Origin of the sequence: Oxalicibacterium faecigallinarum (assembly GCF_014635705.1) — a bacterium.
GTDB lineage: Bacteria > Pseudomonadota > Gammaproteobacteria > Burkholderiales > Burkholderiaceae_D > Oxalicibacterium > Oxalicibacterium faecigallinarum.
The window spans coordinates 1,005,957-1,028,502 of sequence record NZ_BMDI01000001.1 but is presented as its reverse complement, the minus strand read 5'-3'; the positions used below and the strand labels follow the sequence as shown (position 1 = coordinate 1,028,502).

Annotated in this window: 24 protein-coding genes and 1 riboswitch; of the genes, 16 read left to right on the top strand and 8 right to left on the bottom strand. The window is 53.7% G+C overall.

Features of this window, described 5'->3' with window-relative positions:
- Positions 1 to 35 precede the first annotated feature (35 nt).
- Positions 36 to 614 carry a hypothetical protein gene (locus IEV29_RS04990; RefSeq protein ID WP_229726237.1) on the bottom strand — a complete coding sequence of 193 codons (579 nt, stop codon included), beginning with the start codon at positions 612 to 614 and terminating at the stop codon, positions 36 to 38.
- Between the two features lie 17 nt (positions 615 to 631).
- On the opposite strand from IEV29_RS04990, the gene IEV29_RS04985 reads away from it, so the two are divergent.
- The gene (locus IEV29_RS04985) at positions 632 to 859 is read left to right on the top strand and encodes a DUF6566 family protein (RefSeq protein WP_188380133.1); all 228 of its coding nucleotides are present in this window, start codon (positions 632 to 634) and stop codon (positions 857 to 859) included.
- Here the strand turns inward: IEV29_RS04985 and IEV29_RS04980 are convergent.
- The 4 genes from IEV29_RS04980 to IEV29_RS04965 form a co-directional block, all read right to left on the bottom strand.
- A complete protein-coding gene (locus IEV29_RS04980; protein ID WP_188380132.1) occupies positions 847 to 1,431 on the bottom strand; it encodes a biliverdin-producing heme oxygenase in 585 nt (194 codons plus the stop codon). The genes IEV29_RS04985 and IEV29_RS04980 overlap by 13 nt on opposite strands.
- Before the next feature lie 110 nt (positions 1,432 to 1,541).
- Positions 1,542 to 2,054 (bottom strand): hypothetical protein, encoded by a 513-nt coding sequence (locus IEV29_RS04975; protein ID WP_188380131.1) that lies wholly within the window; start codon positions 2,052 to 2,054, stop codon positions 1,542 to 1,544.
- A gap of 253 nt (positions 2,055 to 2,307) precedes the next feature.
- Positions 2,308 to 2,754, bottom strand: coding sequence for a helix-turn-helix domain-containing protein (locus IEV29_RS04970; RefSeq protein WP_229726236.1), 447 nt, complete (start codon positions 2,752 to 2,754; stop codon positions 2,308 to 2,310).
- A 182-nt stretch (positions 2,755 to 2,936) separates the two neighbouring features.
- Complete coding sequence (locus IEV29_RS04965; RefSeq protein WP_188380129.1) at positions 2,937 to 3,230, bottom strand: hypothetical protein; 294 nt, start codon at positions 3,228 to 3,230, stop codon at positions 2,937 to 2,939.
- A gap of 314 nt (positions 3,231 to 3,544) precedes the next feature.
- Here IEV29_RS04965 and IEV29_RS04960 point away from each other — a divergent pair, with 314 nt between their 5' ends.
- The 4 genes from IEV29_RS04960 to IEV29_RS04945 all read left to right on the top strand — a co-directional run bounded on the left by IEV29_RS04960 (position 3,545) and on the right by IEV29_RS04945 (position 8,906).
- The gene (locus IEV29_RS04960) at positions 3,545 to 6,046 is read left to right on the top strand and encodes an ABC transporter permease (protein ID WP_188380128.1); all 2,502 of its coding nucleotides are present in this window, start codon (positions 3,545 to 3,547) and stop codon (positions 6,044 to 6,046) included.
- A 63-nt stretch (positions 6,047 to 6,109) separates the two neighbouring features.
- Positions 6,110 to 6,523 (top strand): group II truncated hemoglobin, encoded by a 414-nt coding sequence (locus IEV29_RS04955; protein ID WP_188380127.1) that lies wholly within the window; start codon positions 6,110 to 6,112, stop codon positions 6,521 to 6,523.
- A 60-nt stretch (positions 6,524 to 6,583) separates the two neighbouring features.
- Positions 6,584 to 8,050 carry a DNA recombination protein RmuC gene (locus IEV29_RS04950; protein WP_188380126.1) on the top strand — a complete coding sequence of 489 codons (1,467 nt, stop codon included), beginning with the start codon at positions 6,584 to 6,586 and terminating at the stop codon, positions 8,048 to 8,050.
- An 86-nt stretch (positions 8,051 to 8,136) separates the two neighbouring features.
- Positions 8,137 to 8,309, top strand: a riboswitch (FMN riboswitch).
- A gap of 99 nt (positions 8,310 to 8,408) precedes the next feature.
- Positions 8,409 to 8,906, top strand: coding sequence for a 6,7-dimethyl-8-ribityllumazine synthase (locus IEV29_RS04945; RefSeq protein ID WP_188380125.1), 498 nt, complete (start codon positions 8,409 to 8,411; stop codon positions 8,904 to 8,906).
- Positions 8,907 to 8,982: 76 nt separating this feature from the next.
- Here the strand turns inward: IEV29_RS04945 and IEV29_RS04940 are convergent, their stop codons facing one another.
- On the bottom strand, positions 8,983 to 11,838 hold the full coding sequence (locus IEV29_RS04940) for an Rne/Rng family ribonuclease (RefSeq protein WP_188380124.1): 2,856 nt from the start codon (positions 11,836 to 11,838) through the stop codon (positions 8,983 to 8,985).
- 695 nt (positions 11,839 to 12,533) lie between these two features.
- On the opposite strand from IEV29_RS04940, the gene IEV29_RS04935 reads away from it, so the two are divergent.
- The 4 genes from IEV29_RS04935 to IEV29_RS04920 all read left to right on the top strand — a co-directional run bounded on the left by IEV29_RS04935 (position 12,534) and on the right by IEV29_RS04920 (position 15,698).
- Positions 12,534 to 13,550, top strand: coding sequence for an RluA family pseudouridine synthase (locus IEV29_RS04935; RefSeq protein WP_188380123.1), 1,017 nt, complete (start codon positions 12,534 to 12,536; stop codon positions 13,548 to 13,550).
- A gap of 85 nt (positions 13,551 to 13,635) precedes the next feature.
- Positions 13,636 to 14,295: an HAD-IA family hydrolase gene (locus tag IEV29_RS04930; RefSeq protein ID WP_188380122.1), complete on the top strand. Its 660-nt coding sequence runs from the start codon at positions 13,636 to 13,638 to the stop codon at positions 14,293 to 14,295.
- A 7-nt stretch (positions 14,296 to 14,302) separates the two neighbouring features.
- Positions 14,303 to 14,671, top strand: a complete 369-nt coding sequence (locus IEV29_RS04925) for a Rieske (2Fe-2S) protein (RefSeq protein ID WP_188380121.1) — start codon at positions 14,303 to 14,305, stop codon at positions 14,669 to 14,671.
- A 28-nt stretch (positions 14,672 to 14,699) separates the two neighbouring features.
- Positions 14,700 to 15,698: a S49 family peptidase gene (locus IEV29_RS04920; RefSeq protein WP_188380120.1), complete on the top strand. Its 999-nt coding sequence runs from the start codon at positions 14,700 to 14,702 to the stop codon at positions 15,696 to 15,698.
- 239 nt (positions 15,699 to 15,937) lie between these two features.
- Here the strand turns inward: IEV29_RS04920 and IEV29_RS04915 are convergent, their stop codons facing one another.
- Both IEV29_RS04915 and IEV29_RS04910 read right to left on the bottom strand, forming a co-directional pair.
- Positions 15,938 to 16,684, bottom strand: coding sequence for an SAM-dependent methyltransferase (locus IEV29_RS04915; protein WP_188380119.1), 747 nt, complete (start codon positions 16,682 to 16,684; stop codon positions 15,938 to 15,940).
- Between the two features lie 17 nt (positions 16,685 to 16,701).
- Complete coding sequence (locus IEV29_RS04910) at positions 16,702 to 17,310, bottom strand: Maf-like protein (RefSeq protein WP_188380118.1); 609 nt, start codon at positions 17,308 to 17,310, stop codon at positions 16,702 to 16,704.
- Positions 17,311 to 17,412: 102 nt separating this feature from the next.
- On the opposite strand from IEV29_RS04910, the gene IEV29_RS04905 reads away from it, so the two are divergent.
- From IEV29_RS04905 to acpP, 7 genes are all read left to right on the top strand, one after another.
- Positions 17,413 to 17,916, top strand: a complete 504-nt coding sequence (locus IEV29_RS04905; protein WP_188380117.1) for a YceD family protein — start codon at positions 17,413 to 17,415, stop codon at positions 17,914 to 17,916.
- A gap of 116 nt (positions 17,917 to 18,032) precedes the next feature.
- Positions 18,033 to 18,215 (top strand): 50S ribosomal protein L32, encoded by a 183-nt coding sequence (rpmF, locus tag IEV29_RS04900; RefSeq protein ID WP_188380116.1) that lies wholly within the window; start codon positions 18,033 to 18,035, stop codon positions 18,213 to 18,215.
- 147 nt (positions 18,216 to 18,362) lie between these two features.
- Positions 18,363 to 19,451, top strand: coding sequence for a phosphate acyltransferase PlsX (gene plsX / locus IEV29_RS04895; RefSeq protein ID WP_188380115.1), 1,089 nt, complete (start codon positions 18,363 to 18,365; stop codon positions 19,449 to 19,451).
- A complete protein-coding gene (locus tag IEV29_RS04890; protein ID WP_188380114.1) occupies positions 19,448 to 20,434 on the top strand; it encodes a beta-ketoacyl-ACP synthase III in 987 nt (328 codons plus the stop codon). Before plsX ends, IEV29_RS04890 begins: the two co-directional genes overlap by 4 nt.
- Positions 20,435 to 20,478: 44 nt before the next feature.
- The gene (gene fabD / locus IEV29_RS04885) at positions 20,479 to 21,411 is read left to right on the top strand and encodes an ACP S-malonyltransferase (RefSeq protein ID WP_188380113.1); all 933 of its coding nucleotides are present in this window, start codon (positions 20,479 to 20,481) and stop codon (positions 21,409 to 21,411) included.
- Positions 21,411 to 22,151 carry a 3-oxoacyl-ACP reductase FabG gene (fabG, locus tag IEV29_RS04880; RefSeq protein WP_188380112.1) on the top strand — a complete coding sequence of 247 codons (741 nt, stop codon included), beginning with the start codon at positions 21,411 to 21,413 and terminating at the stop codon, positions 22,149 to 22,151. The genes fabD and fabG overlap by 1 nt, the downstream gene beginning before the upstream one ends.
- 128 nt (positions 22,152 to 22,279) lie before the next feature.
- Positions 22,280 to 22,519, top strand: coding sequence for an acyl carrier protein (gene acpP / locus IEV29_RS04875; RefSeq protein ID WP_009664389.1), 240 nt, complete (start codon positions 22,280 to 22,282; stop codon positions 22,517 to 22,519).
- The last annotated feature ends 27 nt before the right edge of the window (positions 22,520 to 22,546 follow it).

Here is a 22,546-nt window from a genome sequence, read left to right as displayed (position 1 = left end):
AATCCCGTGTAAAACACGGGATTTTTTGGGGATGATTATTTGTTCTTTGTGGTTTTATTTGGATAGGCATTGTCTGGCTCGTTGATGCCGTCCGGCGTTGTACCTTTTTTCGTTGCCTTGGCGTCATCATGGCGTGCCTCAGATTTGGTTTTCATGCCAGCGCTGGCAGGAGGTTTGGATTCATCCGAGTTGGGTTTCAAGGTACCAACCGATCCACCTTGCGCTTCGTGCTTAACCTCGCCACGTGTTTTCTCTGGATGAGCAACAGGTGGTTTGGATTCCGTGCTTGGTGCTGGTTTGGTCACGACATCATTACTGCTTTGTGCCATGACGCCGGCGGAAAAGAATAATGCGGAAACAAGAGCAGCAGCTTGAGCAGTTTTTTTCATCAGAATCTCCTTTTCGTTAAACGCTTGTGCGTGCCTGTGTGACTGAACGATGCGAGCGAAGTTCGTCCTGTCGGGTGCGATAGCGTACATAGCGGAGCGATTAGTGAATGACGTCTTGATGGAAAATTCTGCATCAGATGAAAACATGCTTTTCGGCATGAAATGAAGGCTGCGGAACTGCTTGATTAAACAACGTCTCTTACGCAAAAGAATATCGATTAACAATGGAGGAAATAAAAATCATGAGTCATACCAACACCGAAGAGCATCATGGCTATACGGTCCATGGCACCAGTGAGAAGCATGACACCGGCAGATGGATCGGCAGCTTTCATATCGTCAAAAATGGGACGCCGACTATTAGCATCAGTGTGATTCAGGATGCCTTTGCCACAGCAGAGGAGGCAGCTTCGCATGCGCTGTATCGTGGCAAACAGTACATCGAGTCGGAACTGGTTCAGGCTAGCTGAAAGAAATGACGCAGCAGATTATCAAACCGGTTAAAGGCTGCATGGGCGCCAGCAATGACTTCGGCGGCTTTGCCTTGTTCGTCCAGCCTGGCTTCATCAAGATAACGTGTAAAGCGCTGCCAGACGATCGCACGACCTTCCGGATAGGCGGCCAGATTTCTTGCGCCAAAGGATTCTGACAAGGCGAGTTTTTTCTTGACTTCTTTCAACAAGAAAGCGGCACCCAGTGTCGAGCCTTCCGACACATAGAGCCAGCCAAGTGCAGCAGGCATCGTGATATGTTCAGCCAGCGGCATCTCGGGTATCACGAAATCCAGGTCACGCAAGTCATTGCGGGCTGCAGATACGCGTCCACGTGTTTCCAAATCGGGTATCGCCGTCTGAATTTCACGCAAAGCAAACAACGCTTCCACATCGCGTTGAAATACATACTGTGCGGCGACAAAGCGCGCATACTGCGCGCGGCTGGAAAACGGCTCGGCACGCTCCATCAACCGATGCATTTGTTCGTGCTTGTGGGCCGTTTGCTGTTTGAGTTGCAGTGAAAGAGGCAGCGTACTATCGGGCGTCATGGGCTGGAATAATCAGATCTGTCTCTTTGAGGCAGAGAGCAGCAATGACGCCATTGTGTGGGATTTTCAGCGATCGTGCAGGGAAGTGAAATTTGCAGGGGGCGAAAGTTTTACTGTATTCCCTGAATTTTCTGGAGATAGGAATAGAGCTGCTGGCGTTGTTTTGCATCTAGATTGATGCTTTTGCCGTTTGCCGCAATGGTCAACCCCCCATCAATCAAGCCTGATGCGATCTCAGCCGAATGTGCATGCTCTTTCGATGCACGCCTTTCTTTCCGGCATGGCGCGGATTTATTCTTGATGGGGGTGGTTTTGTGCAAGGGGGGCTTTGCGACGAGATGGATATTCTTTGCACGACGTTGTCGCACTACACACGCATCTTTTACTGAATCGGCAGGCTCGGTATGCGGATTGTTGAAGTAGACGCGGCCTTCTGCATCAGTTATCTTGATAATTGCGCCGTGTGATAGTGGCCTGATCAACATGCTGCGAACGGCATTGCAGGTGCAGGAGAGAAGTGTGCACAACTCCCGTGTCGTGCGCGGTTGCTGTTTGATCAGATCAAGTGCGACTGCGACTTTAGTGCCTGCCCGGGGTCGATAAGAGAGATCCAGTTTTGCCATCTTTAGTCTTATGCCCCAGGACGACGTAAGTGGCGGGCATACAATAAATAAATTGCATCAAGGAAATTTGCAGTACAGATTATGCGCGAATGAGTGGCTTTGTCAATTCGTGAATAGTTATCAATTGTTAATGTTGAAAATTCCGAATCCGCCATGAACGATCGTATGCGGCAACGATATCAATCGTCAACGCAAGCATGAAACACTTTTTCAGCAATTCGTGGAGGTGCCGTCACACCAGCGATTGATAACCTTATTTGGCTCTTCGGTTGGTCCCGGAAGGCTTGGTATCTGCGTCGGCCTGCTGTACAGAGAACGGATCGGCAATCACATCAATGATTTTGATGATCTGATCGAGTTTGTAGTCGGGCAGGTTTTGCATGATCTTAAGTGCATCCGCGATGCGCGCGTCTACTGCGGGCGGAATCTGCGCTTCAGTGTGGGACAAATACTGAGGACCTTCGCCTTCGTTCAGCCAGATGAAGGATACCTTGCAAGCCTTCGCAAGCTTCTTGATCGTTTCGGTTTCCGGTCCTTTGACGCCAATATCTTTGAGAATGCGACTAATTGTTGCTTGCGGAACGCCGGACAAGCGCGAAAGCTCGCTTTGAGACTTGATTCGTGCAGCTTTCATTGCCTGATCGAGGCGATTTCCTATATTCATGCGGCCGACTATACATACGCGCATAGAGGCGATCAAAGTTCAATCCATTCTTCGATTGAAATTTAATCCATTCGCGCATAGATGCGCGTGATTCTGAAACGTCTGATCGATCTTTTCCGATCATTTTGTACGTTCGCTGCTTGCGAGCGAGGCAAATTTTCAGAGGCAAAACACGCTGCATCGGGAGTATGGGCCGGAGTGCCCTATGCTTTCGATGCTCACTCATCTTGCGCGTCGGGCTTCATGACTTTTTGCACGCTTTCCTTATTAAGGACGCTGCCCCAGGATTCGATGCGGTAGATATCGCCAAATTTGTGAATCACCATGCCGTACTGTTCGCACAGTTTTTCAACGCCGGCATCAATCAGCGTTTTGTCGATGCCGGTCAGATCATCCAGAGCGGTAGGGGTAGGACGCTCCAGCAGATCGATGGCACATGCCAGAACAAACAGTCGCCTTGCATCGTCGTGCGGATACTGTGGAATGCCGAATTGATTGACACCGATCTCCATGATGTTCTCTCCTCATTGGTGGCGAGCACAGGTGACAAATGTTTTTGACTGTTTTACAGATGTCTGCTGCCGACAAGCATGGGCGTGATTGGATAAATTCCCTGCCTCGCTATCTCTTGACTGCAGGTCGGCACAAAAATTCCGCGCTTGCACAGGCAAGGTGGATTTTGGGCAGGGCGGCAGCGTATGTCCGTCCTTTTCGGCGGCCATGCTGCTTTTGCGCTAGGCTAGCATCTTGTTGTTGTACTGATTGGTACGGCAAGACACCCCCAGGTATTTGGTCGCCTGTGACCAGTTATTAGAAACGGACACGAATGCTATTGCAATCTTTACGTATGACAAGGCGCGACTGGCGTGCTGGCGAGTTGCGTTTTCTGCTGGTGGCATTGATCGTGGCGGTCGCCGCCTTGTCTTCAGTTGGTTTCTTTGTTGATCGCATGCGTAGCCAGCTTGAGCGCGATGCCAATCAACTGCTGGCAGCGGATCTGGTGATCCGTACCGATGAGCCTGTTGCAGAAAGCTTTCGTGCAGAGGCGGAAAAGCGAGGTTTGCAACTTGCTGATACGACGGTCTTTCCCAGCATGGCAACAGTTGGTGAGGGTGATGACAGTGCATCCAAGCTCGCATCCATCAAAGCCGTTAGCGCTCTCTATCCTTTACGTGGTGCGATCAGGATTGCCGATGCGCCGGGAGGGGAGGGACGTGTGGCCGCGCAGATTCCCGCCGCCGGCACAGTCTGGGTGGATGCGGCCTTACTGACGGCATTGAATGCCCGCCTTGGTGATGCCCTAAGGCTGGGTGACAAGACATTCCGTATTGAAAAAATCATTACGCTTGAACCGGACCGCGGTGCGGGCTTCATGAATTTCGCACCGCGCGTGATGCTGTCAAAAAGCGATCTGGCGGCAACCAATCTGATCCAGTTCGGTTCGCGTGTGAGTTATCGATTGCTGATTGCCGGACCTTCTGCGGCAGTGACGGATTTCAGCAAATTTGTTGAAGAGCAGATCGATCTACAAAAGTTGCGTGGCGTAAGGCTGGAGTCACTGGAATCCGGTCGTCCCGAGATGCGTGCGACCCTGCAGCGTGCAGAGCAATTTCTTTCTCTCGTCGGCTTGCTGTCGGCCATGCTGGCGGCGGTGGCGGTAGCCATGGCAGCACGCCGCTTCATGTTGCGTCATGTGAATGCTTGCGCGATGTTGCGTTGTTTGGGGATGACGCAAAATCAGGTGACGGGTTTATTTCTGCTTGAGTTTTTGCTGGTCGGATTGGCTGGCAGTGTGCTGGGTGCACTGGTGGGTTTTGGTGCGCATTTTGTTTTGATTGAATGGCTCGGGCGCCTGGTCAGCAGTGAGTTACCTTCGGCATCGATCATCCCGGCGCTGCAGGCTGTGATGACGGGACTGATCCTGCTGGTCGGGTTTGCCATTCCGCCGATCCTGCAATTACGCAATGTGCCGCATAACCGCGTGATCCGGCAGGAGCAGGCATTGCCCCAGGCGATGACCGTCACGACCTATGCACTGGGTTTGCTGGCATTCGTCGGACTGCTGTTATGGCAAGCGGGTAATGTGCGTCTTGGGTTGATGACGGCGGCTGGTTTTCTTGGAGGATTGGGAGCTTTTGCCGCGATCAGTTGGGGCGCACTGAAATTTTTGCAGTCGTTGCGCGCGGCAACCAAGCATCCTAACTGGCGTTTTGCACTTACCTCATTGCAGCGACGTCCTGGCGCAACTGTAGTTCAGATCGTGGCGCTTGCGCTGGGTTTAATGGCCTTGCTGCTGCTCACCGTGATTCGTGGTGATCTGGTAGACGCTTGGCGTCAGGCCACGCCGCCGGATGCGCCTAATCGTTTCGTCATCAATATCCAGCCGGAACAGAAAGCACAGATCGAAGCCCGGCTGCAGCAAGCTGGTGTGCAGAAGGCGGAGCTGTTCCCGATGATTCGCGGCCGTTTGCTTGCGATCAATGACACGACGGTCAATGGCGAGTCCTTCATCGAAGATCGCGCCAAGCGCCTGGTCGATCGTGAATTTAATCTGTCGACCATGATGACGATCCCGGAGGGGAATGCGATCAAGAGCGGGCATTGGTATGACAACAGCAAGCCGGAAGCATCGGTCGAATCGGGACTGGCGAAAACCCTGAACCTCAAGCTGGGCGACAAGCTGCAGTTTGATATAGCCGGAGAAAAAGTGGATGTCACGATCACCAGTTTGCGTGATCTTGAGTGGGGATCAATGCGCGTCAATTTCTTTGTGATCATTAATCCGTCGGCAATGCAGGATATGCCGCAGACATGGATCACGGCGTTCAATCTGTCGCCAACGCAGATGGCATTGGATAATCAGTTGACGCGTGACTTTCCCAATTTGACGGTGGTTGATATTGGTAGCGTGGTCAAGCAGATTCAGGATGTGGTTGATCAGGTGGTGACAGCCGTGGAATTCCTGTTCCTGTTCACCCTGGCATCAGGGATGTTAGTGCTGTACGCCGCTCTGGTCAGTTCGCAGGATGAGCGCAAGCGCGAAGCAGGTCTGTTGCGGGCACTGGGCGCAACGCGCACGCAGCTATCGCGATCACAATGGATCGAGTTTGTACTGGTTGGCGGCCTTGCGGGCCTGCTGGCAGCCGCAGGCGCGACGGCAGTTGGCTGGAGTCTGGCGCGTTTTGTCTTCGACTTTGCGTGGGTCTTCAGTCCGGTGGTGTGGATCGCCGGCATTTCGGCAGGTGCGGCGTGTGCATTCATCGGTGGCTGGGTCGGTTTGCGGCATGTCTTGAAACAACCGCCGTTGCAGACATTGCGCGAAGCCTGACGATGCGTTTGCATACGCTGTTTGCCGGCTTCATCGCGACGTGATGCGGTATCATAGCGAGCTATGAGTACTGAACAATCTACCGAACAAGCAGTCCAGCGCACGCTTTACGATTTGCTGGATGGCGAGACCGGCGTACGCGCGCTGGTTGACCGTTTTTATGATCTGATGGATCTGGAGCCGGCGTTTGCCGGTATCCGTGCCATGCACCCTCCGTCACTCGACGGTTCACGCGATAAGCTGTTTTGGTTTCTGTCCGGCTGGACCGGTGGCCCTAACCTGTTTGTCGAACGTTTTGGTCATCCACGTTTGCGTGCGCGTCATTTGCCGTTTGCGATTGGCATCAGTGAACGCGATCAGTGGTTGCAATGCATGGATATGGCGCTGGCGGAAGAGGGCATCGTGCCATCGTTGCAGGAACCATTGCGGAAAGCCTTTGCGGAAACCGCCGACTGGATGCGCAATACACACGGCTGACCCGCGTGTTGGTACGACATCCATCCTGATGGCATGTGTTGATTTTTATCTTTCCCTCTCATGACTGAATCTCAATTTTTCATCCTGTTGGCGATCATGGGCATCGGTGTCGCCCTGCAAATCGTCGTGCTGTTGCGCGGCAAGTCAGGGGAGGGCACCGCCAAGCTGATGGAATTGCAGAACGCTCTGCAAAATAGCCAGCAACAACATGCCGAACGCAGCGAGCGCGTTTTACGCGAGCAGGTGCAGTCGACCGCGCAGGCAACGCGACAAGAGCTTGGCACGAACTTCACACAGTTTCAACAGGCGCTGGCTGCCCAGTTGACCAGTGTGGCGACGGTGCAGAATAACCAGATCGATGGATTTGCCCAGCAACTAGCCAAACTGAACGAAGCCAACGCGCAGCAACTGGAAGCAATGCGTCAGTCGATTACCTTGCAGGCACAAGCCGGCAGGGAAGAACAGGCAATTGCATTGCAGCGTTTCGGCGAAACACTGAATCAGACGTTGACGGCACTGACCGAATCGAATGCGCAACGCATGGCGGAAGTGCGCGCCACGCTGGAAAACAAGATTCGTGATCTGCAGACCGACAATGGTGCGCGTCTCGAAGAAATGCGCAAGACGGTCGATGAGAAACTGCACGCCACGCTCGAACAGCGTCTGGGCGAATCCTTCAAACTGGTTTCGGATCGACTGGAAAAAGTGCATCAGGGGTTGGGCGAGATGCAGCAACTGGCGATTGGCGTCGGTGATCTCAAACGGGTACTCACCAACGTCAAGACCCGTGGTACCTGGGGTGAAGTACAACTGGAGATGCTGCTGGAACAATTGCTGACGCCGGACCAGTACGCCAAGAACGTGGAAACGATTCCGCGTAGCGGCGCGCGTGTCGAATTTGCCGTCAAATTGCCGGGCAAGGACGATAGTAACGAACCGGTCTGGATGCCGATCGATGCCAAGTTTCCGAAAGAACAGTACGAGCGCCTGGCCGACGCCGCCGAACGTGCCGATGCGGATGGCGTGGCCGCTGCAGGTCGTGAGCTGGAAGTGGCCATTCGCGGCGAAGCACGCAAGATCGCCGAAAAATATCTCTCGCCACCTCTGACGACTGATTTCGCCATTCTGTTTCTGCCAACCGAAGGCTTGTATGCCGAAGTCATGCGGCGCCCCGGTCTGGCCGACGAGTTGCAACGCACGTGTCGTGTCAGCATCGCAGGTCCTTCGACCTTGTCGGCTTTGCTGAACAGCTTGCAGATGGGTTTCCGTACTTTGGCTCTGGAAAAGCGCTCGTCTGAAGTGTGGCAGGTATTGGGGGCGGTCAAGACCGAATTTGGTAAATTTGGCGAAGTGCTGGCGACGACCAAGGCGACACTGGAACGCGCAGCACGCAATATCGAGCAGGCAGAAACGCGTACGCGCCAGATGTCACGCAAGCTCAAATCGGTTGAAGCATTGCCGACCGAAACCGCGCAGCAATTGCTGGGTGCCGATCTGCTTGGTGATCTGACTGACGACAACGAATGAAAAAATCAGGGCACGCCCTGCAGCAATTTTTCCGGCGTGCTACAGTCTCGCTTCCGATTGAGAAACGACAAATCTCATCTTGATCGGAGCGTTCTCGGGGCGGGGTGCGATTCCCCACCGGCGGTAATGCTGGATGTTCAGCTAGCCCGCGAGCGCCTGACCGGATGTCCTTCCGCTGTTCTGCGGAATCACCGGCAGGGTCAGCAGACTCGGTGTGATTCCGGGGCCGACGGTATAGTCCGGATGATAGAGAACGGGAGGACTTTCGTTGCGTGCGCGTTGGCGTGATGCATCCGTTTTCCCGCTTTGACTTCAAAAAATGCCCCTGTTACTTGAATCGGCAAACAGGAGCCTGAACATGCAGCAAGCTATCGATATCAAATCGAAATCCGCACGTCGCGTCGCCTTCGTGCAATCCACCTGGCACAAGGACATCGTCGATCAGTGCCGTCTCGCTTTCGTTGAAGAAATGAAAAACCGCGGTTATGCCGAAGACGCGATCGACTTCTTTGAAGTCGCTGGCGCCTTCGAGATTCCTTTGCATGCAAAGGTGCTGGCCAAGAGCGGTCGTTACGCTGCAGTTGTGGCCAGCGGTCTGGTTGTCGACGGTGGAATCTATCGCCACGAATTCGTCGCGCAAGCGGTCATCAGCGGTTTGATGCAGGTACAACTGGAAACCGAAGTGCCGGTATTGTCCGCAGTGCTGACGCCACATCATTTCCATGGCGAAGAGCATCAACAGTATTTCCATCAGCACTTCCTGACCAAAGGAAAAGAAGCGGCGCATGCTTGCGCTGATACGATTCAACGCCTTCAGCAGATTGATCTGCTTTTGCAAAATCGTATCGCCGCATAATTCGGGAGTCGGGGCACAAAAAAAGGGGAGCCATTTGGCTCCCCTTTTTGTATGGCAGGTGATTGACGTCTTCGGATTAGCGTTGTGTTTCGACTTGAATCAACGGTTCGGTCGACAGCGGCGGCAATGGTTTACGTTCACGTGGTACGCGTGCCGGCACGACAATTTTCGCCGCTTCTTGCTGCGCCAAACGCAACTTTTCCGGATCGGTTGAAGCCAGTTCCAGACCAGCTGCACGCAATACAGCATCCAGGTCAACAGCGCTGCCATTGGCATGACCATTGACGACGGGACGTGCTGCTGCTGTTGGCGCTTCTTCGATGACGGGCGCAGGGGTTGGCACAATTGCTGGCGCAACCGCTTCAACAACGATATCGCTGACAGGTGCCACGACGGGCTCTGCGGCGGCGACAGGTTCTGCTGCGACAGGTGCTGCTTCCACGGCTACATCAGTGACGGTTTCTGCAGAAGCTACGACTTCTTCCTGTACTGGCGCAACTTCCTGTGGTGCTACCGGTGCAGCAATCAGACTATCCAGCACGCTGACCGGCGCTTCGACTGCCTCCGTTGGTTCTTCAGCTTTGGCAGGTTGAACAGCTGCTTCGGCAACGGTGACAGCAGCGACAGCAACGGCAGCAATTGCCGCTGTGTTGTCGGTCGCGATCTCTGTGTCACCAGATTCGCCAGTTTCGTTTTCCGTTGCGGTTTCGGTATTGTCACGATCACGGCGATTACGGTTGCGGCCGCCACGACGACGACGACGACGTGGCTGATCCTCAGCAGTTGCTGCTTCGATCGGTTGACCATTCACATCCAGAATCACGGCTTCAGTCGCTTCTGAAACCGGCGCAACTGGTGCGGATGTCGGTGCTACGGCGGCGATCACTTGTTCGCCTTGCTCCTTGGTTGCATCCTTGTTGCGTTCTTCACGTGGTGGACGTGGCGTGCGTTCACGGCGGCCTTCGCCACCTTCGCGCGGTTCACGTGCCTCGCGCGGTTCACGCGGCGGCCGTGGTGGGCGCTGTTGTGTCTGGGCTTCAGCGGCTGGTGCTGCCGGCGCAGCTTTGGTCGCGCCTTCTTCACGCTCCTCACGATCACGGCCACCACGGCCACGATTGCGTCCGCGCTGGTTGCGATTGTTGCCACTGCGTTCGCCACGCTCACGTGTGGCTCGTGCATTCTTCTCTTCGGCCGCGGCAGGTGCCGGTGCTACCGGCACAGCAGGCGCGCCACTGAAGAATGCGATCAGTTTCTGGAAGAAACCTTGTGGTTTTGCAACGGGTGCAGCCACTTCTTCCGGCTTACGTTCAAAGATCGGTGCAGGTTGATCGGGTGTAATGCCTTTAACGACAGCTTCCTGACGCGGTTTGGCAACTTCGTCCTTGTTGCGCTTGCCGTAGCTGATGTCGGTGTCGACCTGTTCGCTCATCATGTAGCTGGCTTTCGCATCTTCCAGACGCGGATCGTCGTGCTTGATGCGTTCGAGCTTGTAATGCGGCGTTTCCAGATGCTTGTTCGGAATCAAGATGACGGAAACGCGATGACGTGTTTCCAGTTTCAGGATCTCGCCACGTTTTTCGTTCAGGAGGAAAGCCGCAACATCGACTGGCGTTTGCACGTGGATCGAAGCCGAGTTTTCCTTCATGGCTTCTTCCTGAATGATACGCAGGACTTGCAGTGCGGAAGATTCGGTATCACGGATGTGGCCGGTGCCGTTGCAACGCGGGCAGGTCACGTGGCTGCCTTCGGACAGCGATGGACGCAGACGCTGACGGGACAGTTCCATCAGACCAAAGCGTGAAATCTTGCCCATCTGTACACGGGCGCGATCATGGTGCAATGCCTCTTTCAGACGCGATTCGACTTCGCGCTGATTCTTGGCATTTTCCATGTCAATGAAGTCGATGACGATCAGGCCACCCAGATCGCGCAGACGCAACTGACGCGCGACTTCATCAGCGGCTTCGCAGTTGGTGTGGAAAGCGGTGGTTTCGATATCGCTACCGCGGGTTGCACGTGCCGAGTTGACGTCTACCGATACCAGTGCTTCGGTGTGGTCGATAACAATAGCGCCGCCCGATGGCAGCGGTACGGTACGCGCATACGCGGTTTCGATCTGATGTTCGATCTGGAAGCGCGAGAACAGCGGCACGTCGTCGCGGTAACGCTTCACGCGATGCACCATGTCCGGCATCACGTGGCTCATGAACTGCTGCGCCTGTTCGTAGATGTCGTCGGTGTCGATCAGGATTTCGCCGATGTCTGGCTGGAAATAATCACGGATCGCACGGATGACCAGCGACGATTCCTGATAAATCAGGAAGGCGCCCGGTGCCGACTTGCCTGCGCCTTCGATCGCACGCCAGAGTTGCATCAGGTAATTCAGATCCCATTGCAATTCGTCGACGTTACGGCCGATACCAGCAGTACGGGCAATTACCGACATGCCTTGCGGCAAATCGAGCTTGTCCATCGTTTCGCGCAGTTCCTGACGATCTTCGCCTTCGACGCGGCGCGATACACCGCCACCGCGTGGATTGTTTGGCATCAGGACCAGATAGCGGCCGGCCAGCGAGATGAACGAGGTCAGGGCTGCGCCCTTGTTACCGCGTTCTTCCTTTTCGACCTGCACCATGAGTTCCTGGCCTTCACGCAAGGCATCTTTAATCGATGCGTTGCGGACGTCGATGCCTTCCTTGAAGTAAGTGCGGGCGACTTCCTTGAATGGGAGGAAGCCGTGGCGATCTTCACCGTAGCTGACGAAGCAGGCTTCGAGCGAAGGTTCGATACGGGTGATGACACCCTTGTAGATATTGGACTTGCGTTGTTCGCGTCCGGCGGTTTCGATGTCGATGTCGATGAGTTTTTGCCCATCGACAATGGCAACACGCAGTTCTTCCTGCTGTGTCGCATTAAAAAGCATGCGCTTCATGTTATTGCTCCGCGACCCTAAGGTCATTAGGTTGTCGACGTCGTGTTTGCATCAAGTATGACGAGCTCGCAGTCAGCCAGACGGGCGCATATGCATCGATGAAAACACCATCGGAATTTGCGCAATCTGCAGCGGACGAGCACACATCGTTGACGCTTTGACACGTCGTTACACAACATTTGGTACAGGGGATGTACGCGAGGCAGGAAGGGCTGGGGATGAAATTGCCTTGAATGTGTGAGGCTCAGCGCAAAGCGCTGCCATCACAACGGGCGCGGATGCAATCGAAAGGATGCCGTGATTAACCCAGATTTACGCATTGGCTCGGTGCGCCTCGCTTGAACGAGCACAACAGACAAATTAGACACAAACGCTATTCAGCGACGCAGTGTCACGTGAAAAGTGGGGCAAACGGCAAAACAAATTCAACCACATCAACCAGCAAGCTGTTCGTATTCGACGAGCTTGCCGGACTTTTATCCTAACAATCCAGACATTCTTGACCAACACCCAAGTGCGTTATCCGATTGCAACAACGGTGCAACCTTGACTCGCACAGGGGCGGTGCATACACATCTTTTCCATCGAATTTGCGAAAATGGCGAGGCCGATGGAGACGCCCCTGTGTAGAATGTGCTTTTTATTCTTACACTTGCACCGGCGCTTTGCCGAGGCGAATCGATTATATATTCAAAATGAAGGACTTAGCGAGATTTTCAGGGAAAGAGGTGAAGAAGCCTTTGCCGTCCCAATCCGCACAGGTCCCAAACCCTGCGGCAGCCCAAGTTCAGCTCATTACAATTTCCGATGAGGAAGCCGGTCAGCGTATCGATAATTTCCTGTTACGTATCTGTAAAGGCGTTCCCAAGAGTCATATATATAGAGTGCTGCGCTCTGGCGAAGTGCGTGTCAACAAAGGTCGGATAGATCAAACCTATCGACTGGCTGAGGGTGATATGGTCCGCATCCCCCCAATTCGCGTGGCGGAGAAGGCGGCCAACACTGCACCGGGCGCAGAGTTCAAGATCATTTTCGAAGACAGCCATTTGCTCATTATCGATAAGCCGGCCGGTGTTGCCGTGCATGGCGGATCGGGCGTCAGTTATGGTGTGATCGAACAGTTGCGTGCATCGCGACCAGACGCCAAGTTTCTGGAATTGGTGCATCGTCTGGATCGTGAAACGTCCGGCGTGTTGTTGCTCGCGAAGAAACGTTCTGCGCTGACCAATTTGCATGAGCAAATCCGTGATGGGGAGCCGGACAAGCGCTATTTTGCTTTGGTGCAAGGCGAGTGGAAAAACTCGCGCCAACACATCAAATTGCCATTACATAAATATTCGACGCCAGATGGTGAGCGGCGTGTGCGGGTGCAGGCAGACGGCATGCCGTCGCATACTATCTTCAACTTACGTCAGAAATATGACGGTTACGCCTTACTGGAGGCCGAGCTGAAAACCGGTCGCACACACCAGATTCGCGTCCATCTGGCTTCCAGTGGTTTTCCGATTGCGGGTGACGACAAATATGGTGACTTTGCCTTGAATCGTGCCCTGCAGAAGGCAGATGGAGATCGCGCGCCACTCAAGCGCATGTTTCTGCATGCACATCAGATTACCTTCGTGCATCCGGAAAGCGGCAAACAGATGACCTTCAATGCGCCATTGCCGCCGGAATGTGATCGCTTTCTTCGCAGCCTGAGTAAAGTCGAATAAGCGATACGCAGTCTGCACTATGTATCGTTTTCTATTTACTTGACTGCAAAACGCAAAGGAGAGGTGAGCATCCGTCACCGTTGTCATGCCAAAGAAACAATTTGATTTCATCGTATTCGACTGGGATGGAACCCTGATGGACAGCACGGCAACGATTGTCCAGTGCATTCAGTCTGCCGCACGGGACCTGGGCTTGCCCGTGCCCGATCAACGCAAGGCCTCGCATGTCATCGGCCTGAGTTTGCAGAGTGCGATGGAAGCGGCCATTCCAGATGTTGATCCGAGCTTTTATCCGCAGATCATCGAGCGCTATCGTTATCATTATCTGACGCAGGATCACGGGCTGACCCTGTTTGACGGCGTGCGTGAGATGCTGACAGATCTGGCGGGGCAGGGCTATTTTCTGGCAGTCGCGACGGGAAAAAGTCGCGCAGGACTGGATCGTGCACTGGCTGTCTCCGGACTCAAGCCATTATTTGATGCGACACGCTGTGCTGACGAGACATTTTCCAAACCGCATCCGGCAATGTTGCAAGAGTTGACGCATGAGCTCGGGCAAGAGATGAACCGCACAGTCATGATTGGCGATACCACGCATGATCTGTTACTGGCAAAAAACGCCGGTGCGGCCGGTATCGCGGTGCATTACGGCGCGCATACGGCAGATGACCTTTGTGCGTTGCAGCCCTTGTTCGCTGCCAATTCCGTGGCGGAATTGCACACATGGTTGAATCAGCACGCGTGAGGCAAGGATGAGTCTTCCGATTCCCGTTTGTGATGCAGAAACTCTTACAGAAGGTGGCAAGGGCATCCGTTTTCCCGTAACGGCGGGTGGTGAAGATGCTACCGGTTTTGTCGTCCGTTACAGTGGCAAGGTCTTTGGTTATCTGAATCGTTGTGCCCATGTACCGATCGAACTTGACTGGAACAAGGGTGAATTTTTTGAATCGTCGGGCCTGTATCTGATTTGTGCCACGCACGGTGCGATGTATGAGCCGGAAACGGGCCTGTGCAAATTTGGTCCATGTCGCGGTCGCCGTCTGCGTCTGCTGCATGTCATAGAGAAAGATCATCAGGTATTCTGGCAACCGGATGATTACGTAACGCCTGCGCGTGCATGAGCCGCGCGGGAACCTTTAGAGTGCAATTATGAGCAACGATTTCGATCAGGATGGATTGGCAAACGGACGTGCGAATGCTACGCCGCGCAAGGATGGCTGGGAGCGCGAAGTACTGGAAAAACTCGCATTCGCCACAATCAAGGAGCAGCGTGCGCGTCGTCGGTGGGGCATTTTCTTCAAGTTGGCAACGTTGACGCTTATCTGTTTCGCCATCTGGACCGGCATGAACAGCGCCAGCGACGGCAAGGAAAACGTCGGACCGCACACGGCACTGATCAAGATTGATGGCACGATCGAAGCAAAAGGTGCAGGCGATGCAGAAACGGTCATTTCGGCCTTGACCAAGGCATATGCCGATCCCGGTGTGGTTGGCATCATTTTGCAGATCAATAGTCCGGGTGGTAGTCCGGTGCAGGCGGGCATCATCAATGACGAGATAACACGTCTGCGTGCCGAGAATCCGAAAAAGCCGCTGTACGTTGTGGTGGGTGAGGTCTGCGCGTCCGGTGGTTATTACATTGCCGCGGCAGCCGATCGCATTTACGTCAACAAAGCCAGTATCGTCGGTTCGATCGGTGTATTGATGGATGGTTTTGGTTTCACCGGGGTGATGGAGAAGGTTGGTGTCGAGCGTCGTCTGTTGACGGCAGGTTCCAACAAGGCCTTCATGGATCCTTTCAGTCCGCAGTCCGATACGCAAAAAATCTATGCGCAGGACATGCTGAATGAAATTCATCAACAGTTTATCGACGTGGTGCGCAAGGGACGCGGCGCTCGTCTGAAGGAGACGCCGGATACCTTTTCCGGTCTGGTCTGGAGTGGTGCGAAATCAGTGGAGCTCGGTTTGGCAGATGGCTTTGGTACGGTAGAAAGCGTGGCGCGTGATCAGCTTAAGTCCAACAATATTGTGGACTACACGCAGCGCGAAGGATTGTCTGACCGTGTACTGAGAAAATTCGGCGCTGCTGCTGGTGCTGCTGCCATCAAGGCAGCGCTGCCAGAGATGACGACGCCGACCTTGAAATAATGCACAGGAAATGCGTGTAAAGTTGTTTTCACGTTCCCTTGATTTTTTATGCGACTGGACTATATTGAAGGCGTCACCATCATCCAAAGATGCAAGGACAACAGCATTGATAACACTGGGTTATTAATGGTTGACGTCAGGTGACACCATCGGGTCCATGACCCATTCAGATGCCTTCTCGGAAGGCAGGCAAAGCGGCGATGAAACATCGCCGCTTTGCATTTTATCTGCAGAAAATTTCAATCAGCCAATAGTAAAAATACTGTTGGCCGCTTATGGAATTCTGGCGTTTTGCCGCCCGCCAAGTCCGCTTTCCATCTTGCTGCAGTTTGCGTCTTGATCGCTTCGGTTTCGAGCGTCAAATCGGTTGCGACACAGATCAGTGTGTTGGCCTGGCAGGTCGCGGCCAGTGTTTCGAGCATGGCCGTATTTCTGTAGGGCGTTTCAATAAAAAACTGTGTCTGCTTTTCGTTGCGGGCGCGCTCTTCCAGCTGCCTGATGCGTTTCATGCGCGCCGCAGCGTCAACCGGCAAATACCCATTGAAGGCAAAATTTTGTCCACTCAAGCCGCTTGCCATCACTGCGAGCAATAGCGATGAGGGGCCAACCAGCGGTTTGACGGTGATGCCATGGGCATGCGCCAGTCGCACCAGATTGGCACCGGGATCGGCGACGGCAGGTACGCCCGCCTCCGAGATCAAGCCGCCATCCGCACCTGCAAGAATGGGTTCCAGTAATTGTGGCAATGCCTTTTTATCCGTATTGATATTAAGCTCGGCAATGCGTATTTCCTGCAATGGTTTGCTTAAAGGATGCTGGTCGTTGATTAGCTTCAGAAATGCGCGTGTTGTCTTGGCATTTTCGGCCACGAAGTAATCGAGTCGCGCAGTAATGGACTGAACCTCAGCGGGAATAATGTGCGCCAATGGTTGCTCGTGACTTGATAGTCCAAGTGTATTGGGGATCAGATAAAGAATGCCAGGCATAAATGGGGTAAAAACACTCAGTGAAAAAACGCGATACCGGCGCGACGTAACATGCTTGTCAATGCGATCAATGGCAGACCGGTGAGGGCGGTCGGATCGTTGCTTTCCACGCTTTCCAGGATGGCGATACCCAGGCCTTCGTTCTTGGCACTGCCGGCACAATCATAGGGTTGCTCTGCGCGCAAGTAGGCATCCAGTTCGTGATCGGGGAGATTGCGGAAGGTCACGCGCGTTTGAATGTTGTCGACTTGAACAGGAGTGAGCGCGTCTGACCGATTGTCGACCAAACATAAGGCGGTATGAAAAATAACAGTGCGGCCCCGCATCATTTGCAGTTGTTGCAATGCATTCGCATGATTGCCGGGCTTGCCAATTTGCTTGCCATCCAGCGTGGCGACCTGATCCGAGCCGATAATCAGGGCGTTTGGAATATGAGCGGAAATTGCTGCAGCTTTTGCTTGCGCCAAGCGTAAAGCGGTCGCTTCCGGGGATTCTCCAGCCAGAGCCGCCTCGTCGATATCTGGTGAAATCGTGTCAAAAGGCAAACGCAGGCGCGACAGCAATTCCTTGCGGTAAATGGAGCTTGAGCCAAGAATCAGGCGCGGTTGTGTGTCAGAAGAAGACATTTTTCGATTTATTTGAATGACCGCTCAATAAAAGCACGCTAACGCTTTGACGAATAAGGAAAAAGCCTGTTATTATCGCAGGTTTTCCGGGTTCGGCCAGTCATGAGCGCTTCAGTCATCGACGTTTTTGAGTTTTGTCGGCATGCGGAGCAGCGCGATGGTGTGCTGTCCGGGCAGGATTTGCCTCGATTGCTGGAGGAGTCTGCTGATAAAAATCAGGTGCCGACGGTTTCCTGGTCGTTGCAGGGCGGTGTCAATCAGTATGGGCATCCACAGATTGCGATGCAGGTTTCTGGCAAGACGACCTTGGTTTGCCAGCGTTGCATGAAGCCATTGGACTATGTGTTCGAGTCGGCGCAAATGCTGGTGCTGGCAAAGTCGGATGCGCAAGCGGACGAAATTGAAGCATTGCTGGATGATGAGTCTGTCGATGTAATCGTCGGCGATAAGGCAATGAAAATTGCAGACTTGATCGAGGATGAGGCGTTGCTTTCTCTGCCATCGTCACCGCGCCATGAGATTTGTCCGGATCAGAATGCAACCGCATTTCTGGAAGAAGTGAAAAAGCCTTCTCCCTTTGATGTTCTCAAAGGATTGAAGCAGTAATTCGCGATGCCTGCGCTGTGCAGGTGTTGGTTTGGTAGCAAGAATTGTCGATTTGCAGCAGTTGTGCAAAGCGAATATGTTAGAATTTTCGAACTTAAGGTTTAGGAGTCGTAATCATGGCTGTTCAGCAAAACAAGAAAACCCCGTCCAAACGCGGCATGCATCGCTCGCACGACTTTCTGGTCGCGCCACAGTTGAGCACCGAACAAACCACGGGTGAAACGCATATGCGTCACCACATCAGCCCTAACGGCTTCTATCGCGGCCGTAAAGTACTGAAAACCAAAAACGACGAATAATCCATTCTCGTTAAGGCGAAGAAAGCGGCGCGTTGAGTTCATGACTTTGGCGCCGTTTTTTCATATGCTGATCCAGCGCATTACGTCATTTGATCAAGCCGAATTTCCGGTCCTTTGTGCGGCTGGACTGCGCCCTGAATCAAACCGATGACAATTAAAATATCTATCGACTGCATGGGTGGCGATCACGGCCCGGCAGTTACTATTCCTGCCGCTCTTGCGTTCGCCGAGAGCGAACCGGAAGCCGAGCTTATTCTGGTCGGCCCTGAAGCAGTGCTTTCTCTGGAGTTGGAAAAACTCAAGGCGTCTCATCATCCCCGTTTGCGTATCGTCAACGCCACCGAAGTGGTGACGATGGAGGATACGCTTGAAGTCGCTTTGCGTCGTAAGCGTGATTCGTCCATGCGTGTGGCAATCAGCCTGATCAAGGATGGACGCGCCGATGCCTGTGTTTCCGCAGGGAATACAGGCGCCTTGATGGCAATCTCCCGCTACGTTCTGAAAACGATTCCTGGTGTCGATCGGCCTGCGATCTGTAGTCTGATGCCGAATCAGAAGGATCGTCCTACCTACATGCTCGACCTTGGTGCCAACGTCGATTGCGAGCCGCAACATCTCCATCAGTTCGCCTTGATGGGTTCTGCATTGGTTTCCGCGATGGAGGGCAAAAGCCGTCCGACGGTCGGTCTGTTGAATGTTGGCGAAGAAGACATCAAGGGCAATGATCTGGTCAAGCAGACTGCATTGTTGCTGCGCGCCGATCACGAGAAAGGCACGCTGAATTTTTACGGAAATGTTGAAGGCGATGACATTTTCAAAGGCACGACTGATATCGTCGTCTGCGATGGCTTTGTCGGCAATGTGACGTTGAAGGCTTCCGAGGGCCTGGGGCGTTTCGTCAAGAGTGTGCTGACGAGCGAATTGAAGAGCGGTCCGTTGAACATGCTCGGCGCGATCATTGCGCGTGGCGCATTGAAGAAGATTTCGCAGCGACTGAATCCGTCCCGCTACAATGGCGGCAGTTTGCTTGGTTTGCGCGGCCTGGTATTTAAAAGCCATGGTGGTGCGGATGCTTACGGCTATCAGTGGGCAATCCGTCGCGCATTCGATGCAGCCAAGAATGATCTGATTTCCCGTATTTCGGTCAAAATGACCGATTTCATGCCGCAGCCTCTGATCGCTGTCGAAGCAGATCGGATGATTGCAACAGAAGACATAGAACATAAAACCGCATGACTCTCCATAGCAAAATCGTCGGGACAGGCAGTTATCTGCCGCCCAATCGTGTGACCAATCACGATCTGGCAGCCCAATTGGCTGCAAAAGGTATTGAAACTTCGGACGAGTGGATCGTCTCTCGTAGCGGCATCGCTGCGCGTCACTATGCCGCCGAAGGCGTACAGTCGAGTGATCTGGCTGTCGAAGCTGCCAAGAAGGCGCTGGAGATGGCGCAGTTGTCGGCCAATGATATCGATCTCGTGATTCTGGCAACCTCTACCCCGGATTTTTTCGGTGGTTTCCCCAGTACGGCTTGCGTTGTGCAGCGTAAACTCGGCATCGATAATGGTTGTCCTGCATTGGACGTGCAGGCAGTCTGCAGCGGTTTTGTCTATGCATTGACGACTGCTGACAAGTTCATCAAATCCGGTGCGCACAAGAATGTGCTGGTGATCGGCGCGGAAGTGTTTTCACGCATTATCGACTTCAGTGACCGCACGACTTGTGTCTTGTTTGGTGACGGGGCTGGCGCTGCGGTACTGACCGCATCGGAAGAGCCGGGCATTCTGGCAACCAAGTTGCATGCCGATGGCAGTTACGGCGATATCCTTTGTGGCCCCGGACGCATTAGTAATGGTGTACTGGAGGGTAGCGCGTTCATGTACATGGATGGTCAGGCCGTCTTCAAGCTCGCGGTCGGCCTGCTGGACAAGGTTGCAAACGAAGCACTGGAACTGGCCGGTATGCAATCGTCCGAGGTTGACTGGATCGTGCCGCATCAGGCCAATATCCGCATCATGCAGGGCACGGCGAAGAAGCTGGGGCTGGGCATGGATAAAATGATTGTCACGGTGGATCAGCATGGCAACACATCTGCTGCTTCGATTCCGCTGGCGCTCGATGTCGGTGTGCGCGATGGGCGTATCAAGCCCGGCCAGAACGTCATGATGGAAGGCGTTGGCGGTGGCTTTACATGGGGCGCAGTCCTCGTTCGCATGTGACATGCCTTCACGGCACCTTCCCATAAAACAGAAATAGAGACAGCATGACAAAATTTGCATTTGTTTTTCCCGGCCAAGGTTCTCAGGCGATTGGCATGTTGAATGGCTTTGCCGATAATGCGGTTGTGCAGCAAACACTGGCAGAAGCCTCGGATGCCTTGCAGTTTGACCTGGCTAAATTGATTGCCGAAGGTCCGAAGGAAGAGCTGGATCTGACGACCAATACGCAACCGGTGATGTTGACAGCCGCCGTCGCGATGTATCGTGCATGGATTGCTGCCGGTGGCAAGGCGCCTGCTGTGGTTGCAGGACACAGTCTGGGGGAGTACTCGGCGCTGGTTGCTGCTGGTGTCATTCCATTTAAGGACGCGGTGCCGCTCGTACGTTTTCGTGCCAAGGCGATGCAGGAAGCAACGCCGGTCGGTTTTGGTGGCATGGCAGCGATTCTTGGCTTGTCCGACGCAGATGTGTTGGCAGCTTGTGCAGAAGCTGCGCAGGGCGAGGTTGTCGAGGCTGTCAATTTCAATGCGCCGGCGCAGGTAGTGATCGCCGGTCACAAGGCTGCGATTGAACGTGCATGTGAGGCAGCCAAAGCCAAAGGTGCAAAACGCGCCTTGCCATTGCCGGTTTCGGCGCCGTTCCATTCGTCCTTGCTCAAGCCAGCCTCGGATCGTCTGCGCGAATATCTTGCTCCGCTCGCTTTCACAGCACCGAGCGTTCCCCTGATCAATAACGTGGATGTCGCCATTGTGAACGACGTCGATGGCATCAAGGATGCGTTGGTGCGCCAGGCTGCAAGCCCTGTACGTTGGGTTGAGACCGTACAGAAGATGGCGGCAGATGGGATTACGGATGTTGTAGAGTGCGGTCCGGGCAAGGTACTCGCTGGTTTGACCAAACGGATCAATGGTGACGTTGCAGGTCATGCCATTGTTGATCAGGCATCGTTGGATGCGGTTTTGGAGGCGTTGAAGTAATGGAAAAACAACTGACAGGTCAAATTGCGCTGGTAACGGGTGCTTCGCGCGGGATCGGACGCGCCATCGCGCAGGAACTGGCAAAGCAGGGCGCCAAGGTTATTGCGACGGCGACGTCGGAATCGGGTGCTGCCGCAATTTCGGCGTATCTCGGCGAGAATGGCAAAGGAATTGTTCTCGATGTTACGGACGCGGCCCGTACGGCAGCCGTCATTGACGAGATTCAAAAAGAGGTCGGCGCGGTGACAATTCTGGTCAACAATGCCGGCATCACGCAAGATCAACTGGCAATGCGTATGAAAGACGACGAGTGGGATAGCGTTATTTCCACCAATCTGACGGCAGTCGGTCGTTTGTCCCGTGCGGTTTTGCGCGGCATGATGAAGGCAAAACAAGGCCGTATCATCAACATTACCTCGGTGGTTGGTTCTGCCGGCAATCCAGGGCAAATGAATTATGCCGCTGCCAAAGCCGGTGTGGCCGGCATGAGTCGTGCGCTGGCGCGCGAGATCGGTAGCCGCAATATCACGGTTAACTGTATCGCTCCCGGCTTTATCGATACGGATATGACCAAGGCATTGAGTGAAGATCAGATCAATAGTCTGCAACAGCAAATCCCGCTGGGTCGTCTTGGACAGCCCGAGGATATCGCTGCAGCAGTCGGTTTTCTGGCTTCGCCACAGGCAAGTTACATCACTGGTACCACGTTGCATGTCAACGGCGGTATGTACATGAGCTAAGTTGTATTAAGTTAGGTGCTTTTGACTTCTGTTTCGACTTTCTTCGTGACAAAAGCCAAAAGTAAATTATCGGTGCGCAAACCTGCTAAAATGCGCGCACTTTCTGTAACCACTCATTGGAGTTAAACATGTCGGACATCGAACAACGCGTTAAGAAAATCGTCGCTGAACAACTGGGCGTCGCTGAAGCAGACATCAAAATCGAATCGTCTTTCGTTGACGATCTGGGCGCCGATTCTCTGGATACCGTTGAACTCGTCATGGCACTCGAAGACGAATTCGAAATGGAAATCCCTGACGAACAAGCTGAAAAAATCACCACGGTGCAACAGGCGATCGATTACGCCAAGGCACACGTCAAGGCCTAATTTGTTTTTGAACGACTCCAGGAGAAT

What these genes read in the sequence shown, in the direction of transcription:
- plsX (WP_188380115.1), top strand. Translation starts at nt 18,363, where the DNA reads ATGACAATTAAAATATCTATCGACTGCATGGGTGGCGATCACGGCCCG.
- IEV29_RS04945 (WP_188380125.1), top strand. Translation starts at nt 8,409, where the DNA reads ATGCAGCAAGCTATCGATATCAAATCGAAATCCGCACGTCGCGTCGCC.
- IEV29_RS04985 (WP_188380133.1), top strand. Translation starts at nt 632, where the DNA reads ATGAGTCATACCAACACCGAAGAGCATCATGGCTATACGGTCCATGGC.
- IEV29_RS04920 (WP_188380120.1), top strand. Translation starts at nt 14,700, where the DNA reads ATGAGCAACGATTTCGATCAGGATGGATTGGCAAACGGACGTGCGAAT.
- IEV29_RS04910 (WP_188380118.1), bottom strand. Translation starts at nt 17,310, where the DNA reads ATGTCTTCTTCTGACACACAACCGCGCCTGATTCTTGGCTCAAGCTCC.
- IEV29_RS04940 (WP_188380124.1), bottom strand. Translation starts at nt 11,838, where the DNA reads ATGAAGCGCATGCTTTTTAATGCGACACAGCAGGAAGAACTGCGTGTT.
- IEV29_RS04905 (WP_188380117.1), top strand. Translation starts at nt 17,413, where the DNA reads ATGAGCGCTTCAGTCATCGACGTTTTTGAGTTTTGTCGGCATGCGGAG.
- IEV29_RS04935 (WP_188380123.1), top strand. Translation starts at nt 12,534, where the DNA reads ATGAAGGACTTAGCGAGATTTTCAGGGAAAGAGGTGAAGAAGCCTTTG.
- IEV29_RS04930 (WP_188380122.1), top strand. Translation starts at nt 13,636, where the DNA reads ATGCCAAAGAAACAATTTGATTTCATCGTATTCGACTGGGATGGAACC.
- acpP (WP_009664389.1), top strand. Translation starts at nt 22,280, where the DNA reads ATGTCGGACATCGAACAACGCGTTAAGAAAATCGTCGCTGAACAACTG.
- IEV29_RS04980 (WP_188380132.1), bottom strand. Translation starts at nt 1,431, where the DNA reads ATGACGCCCGATAGTACGCTGCCTCTTTCACTGCAACTCAAACAGCAA.
- IEV29_RS04925 (WP_188380121.1), top strand. Translation starts at nt 14,303, where the DNA reads ATGAGTCTTCCGATTCCCGTTTGTGATGCAGAAACTCTTACAGAAGGT.
- IEV29_RS04950 (WP_188380126.1), top strand. Translation starts at nt 6,584, where the DNA reads ATGACTGAATCTCAATTTTTCATCCTGTTGGCGATCATGGGCATCGGT.
- IEV29_RS04890 (WP_188380114.1), top strand. Translation starts at nt 19,448, where the DNA reads ATGACTCTCCATAGCAAAATCGTCGGGACAGGCAGTTATCTGCCGCCC.
- IEV29_RS04965 (WP_188380129.1), bottom strand. Translation starts at nt 3,230, where the DNA reads ATGGAGATCGGTGTCAATCAATTCGGCATTCCACAGTATCCGCACGAC.
- IEV29_RS04955 (WP_188380127.1), top strand. Translation starts at nt 6,110, where the DNA reads ATGAGTACTGAACAATCTACCGAACAAGCAGTCCAGCGCACGCTTTAC.
- IEV29_RS04915 (WP_188380119.1), bottom strand. Translation starts at nt 16,684, where the DNA reads ATGCCTGGCATTCTTTATCTGATCCCCAATACACTTGGACTATCAAGT.
- fabG (WP_188380112.1), top strand. Translation starts at nt 21,411, where the DNA reads ATGGAAAAACAACTGACAGGTCAAATTGCGCTGGTAACGGGTGCTTCG.
- IEV29_RS04960 (WP_188380128.1), top strand. Translation starts at nt 3,545, where the DNA reads ATGCTATTGCAATCTTTACGTATGACAAGGCGCGACTGGCGTGCTGGC.
- IEV29_RS04975 (WP_188380131.1), bottom strand. Translation starts at nt 2,054, where the DNA reads ATGGCAAAACTGGATCTCTCTTATCGACCCCGGGCAGGCACTAAAGTC.
- rpmF (WP_188380116.1), top strand. Translation starts at nt 18,033, where the DNA reads ATGGCTGTTCAGCAAAACAAGAAAACCCCGTCCAAACGCGGCATGCAT.
- fabD (WP_188380113.1), top strand. Translation starts at nt 20,479, where the DNA reads ATGACAAAATTTGCATTTGTTTTTCCCGGCCAAGGTTCTCAGGCGATT.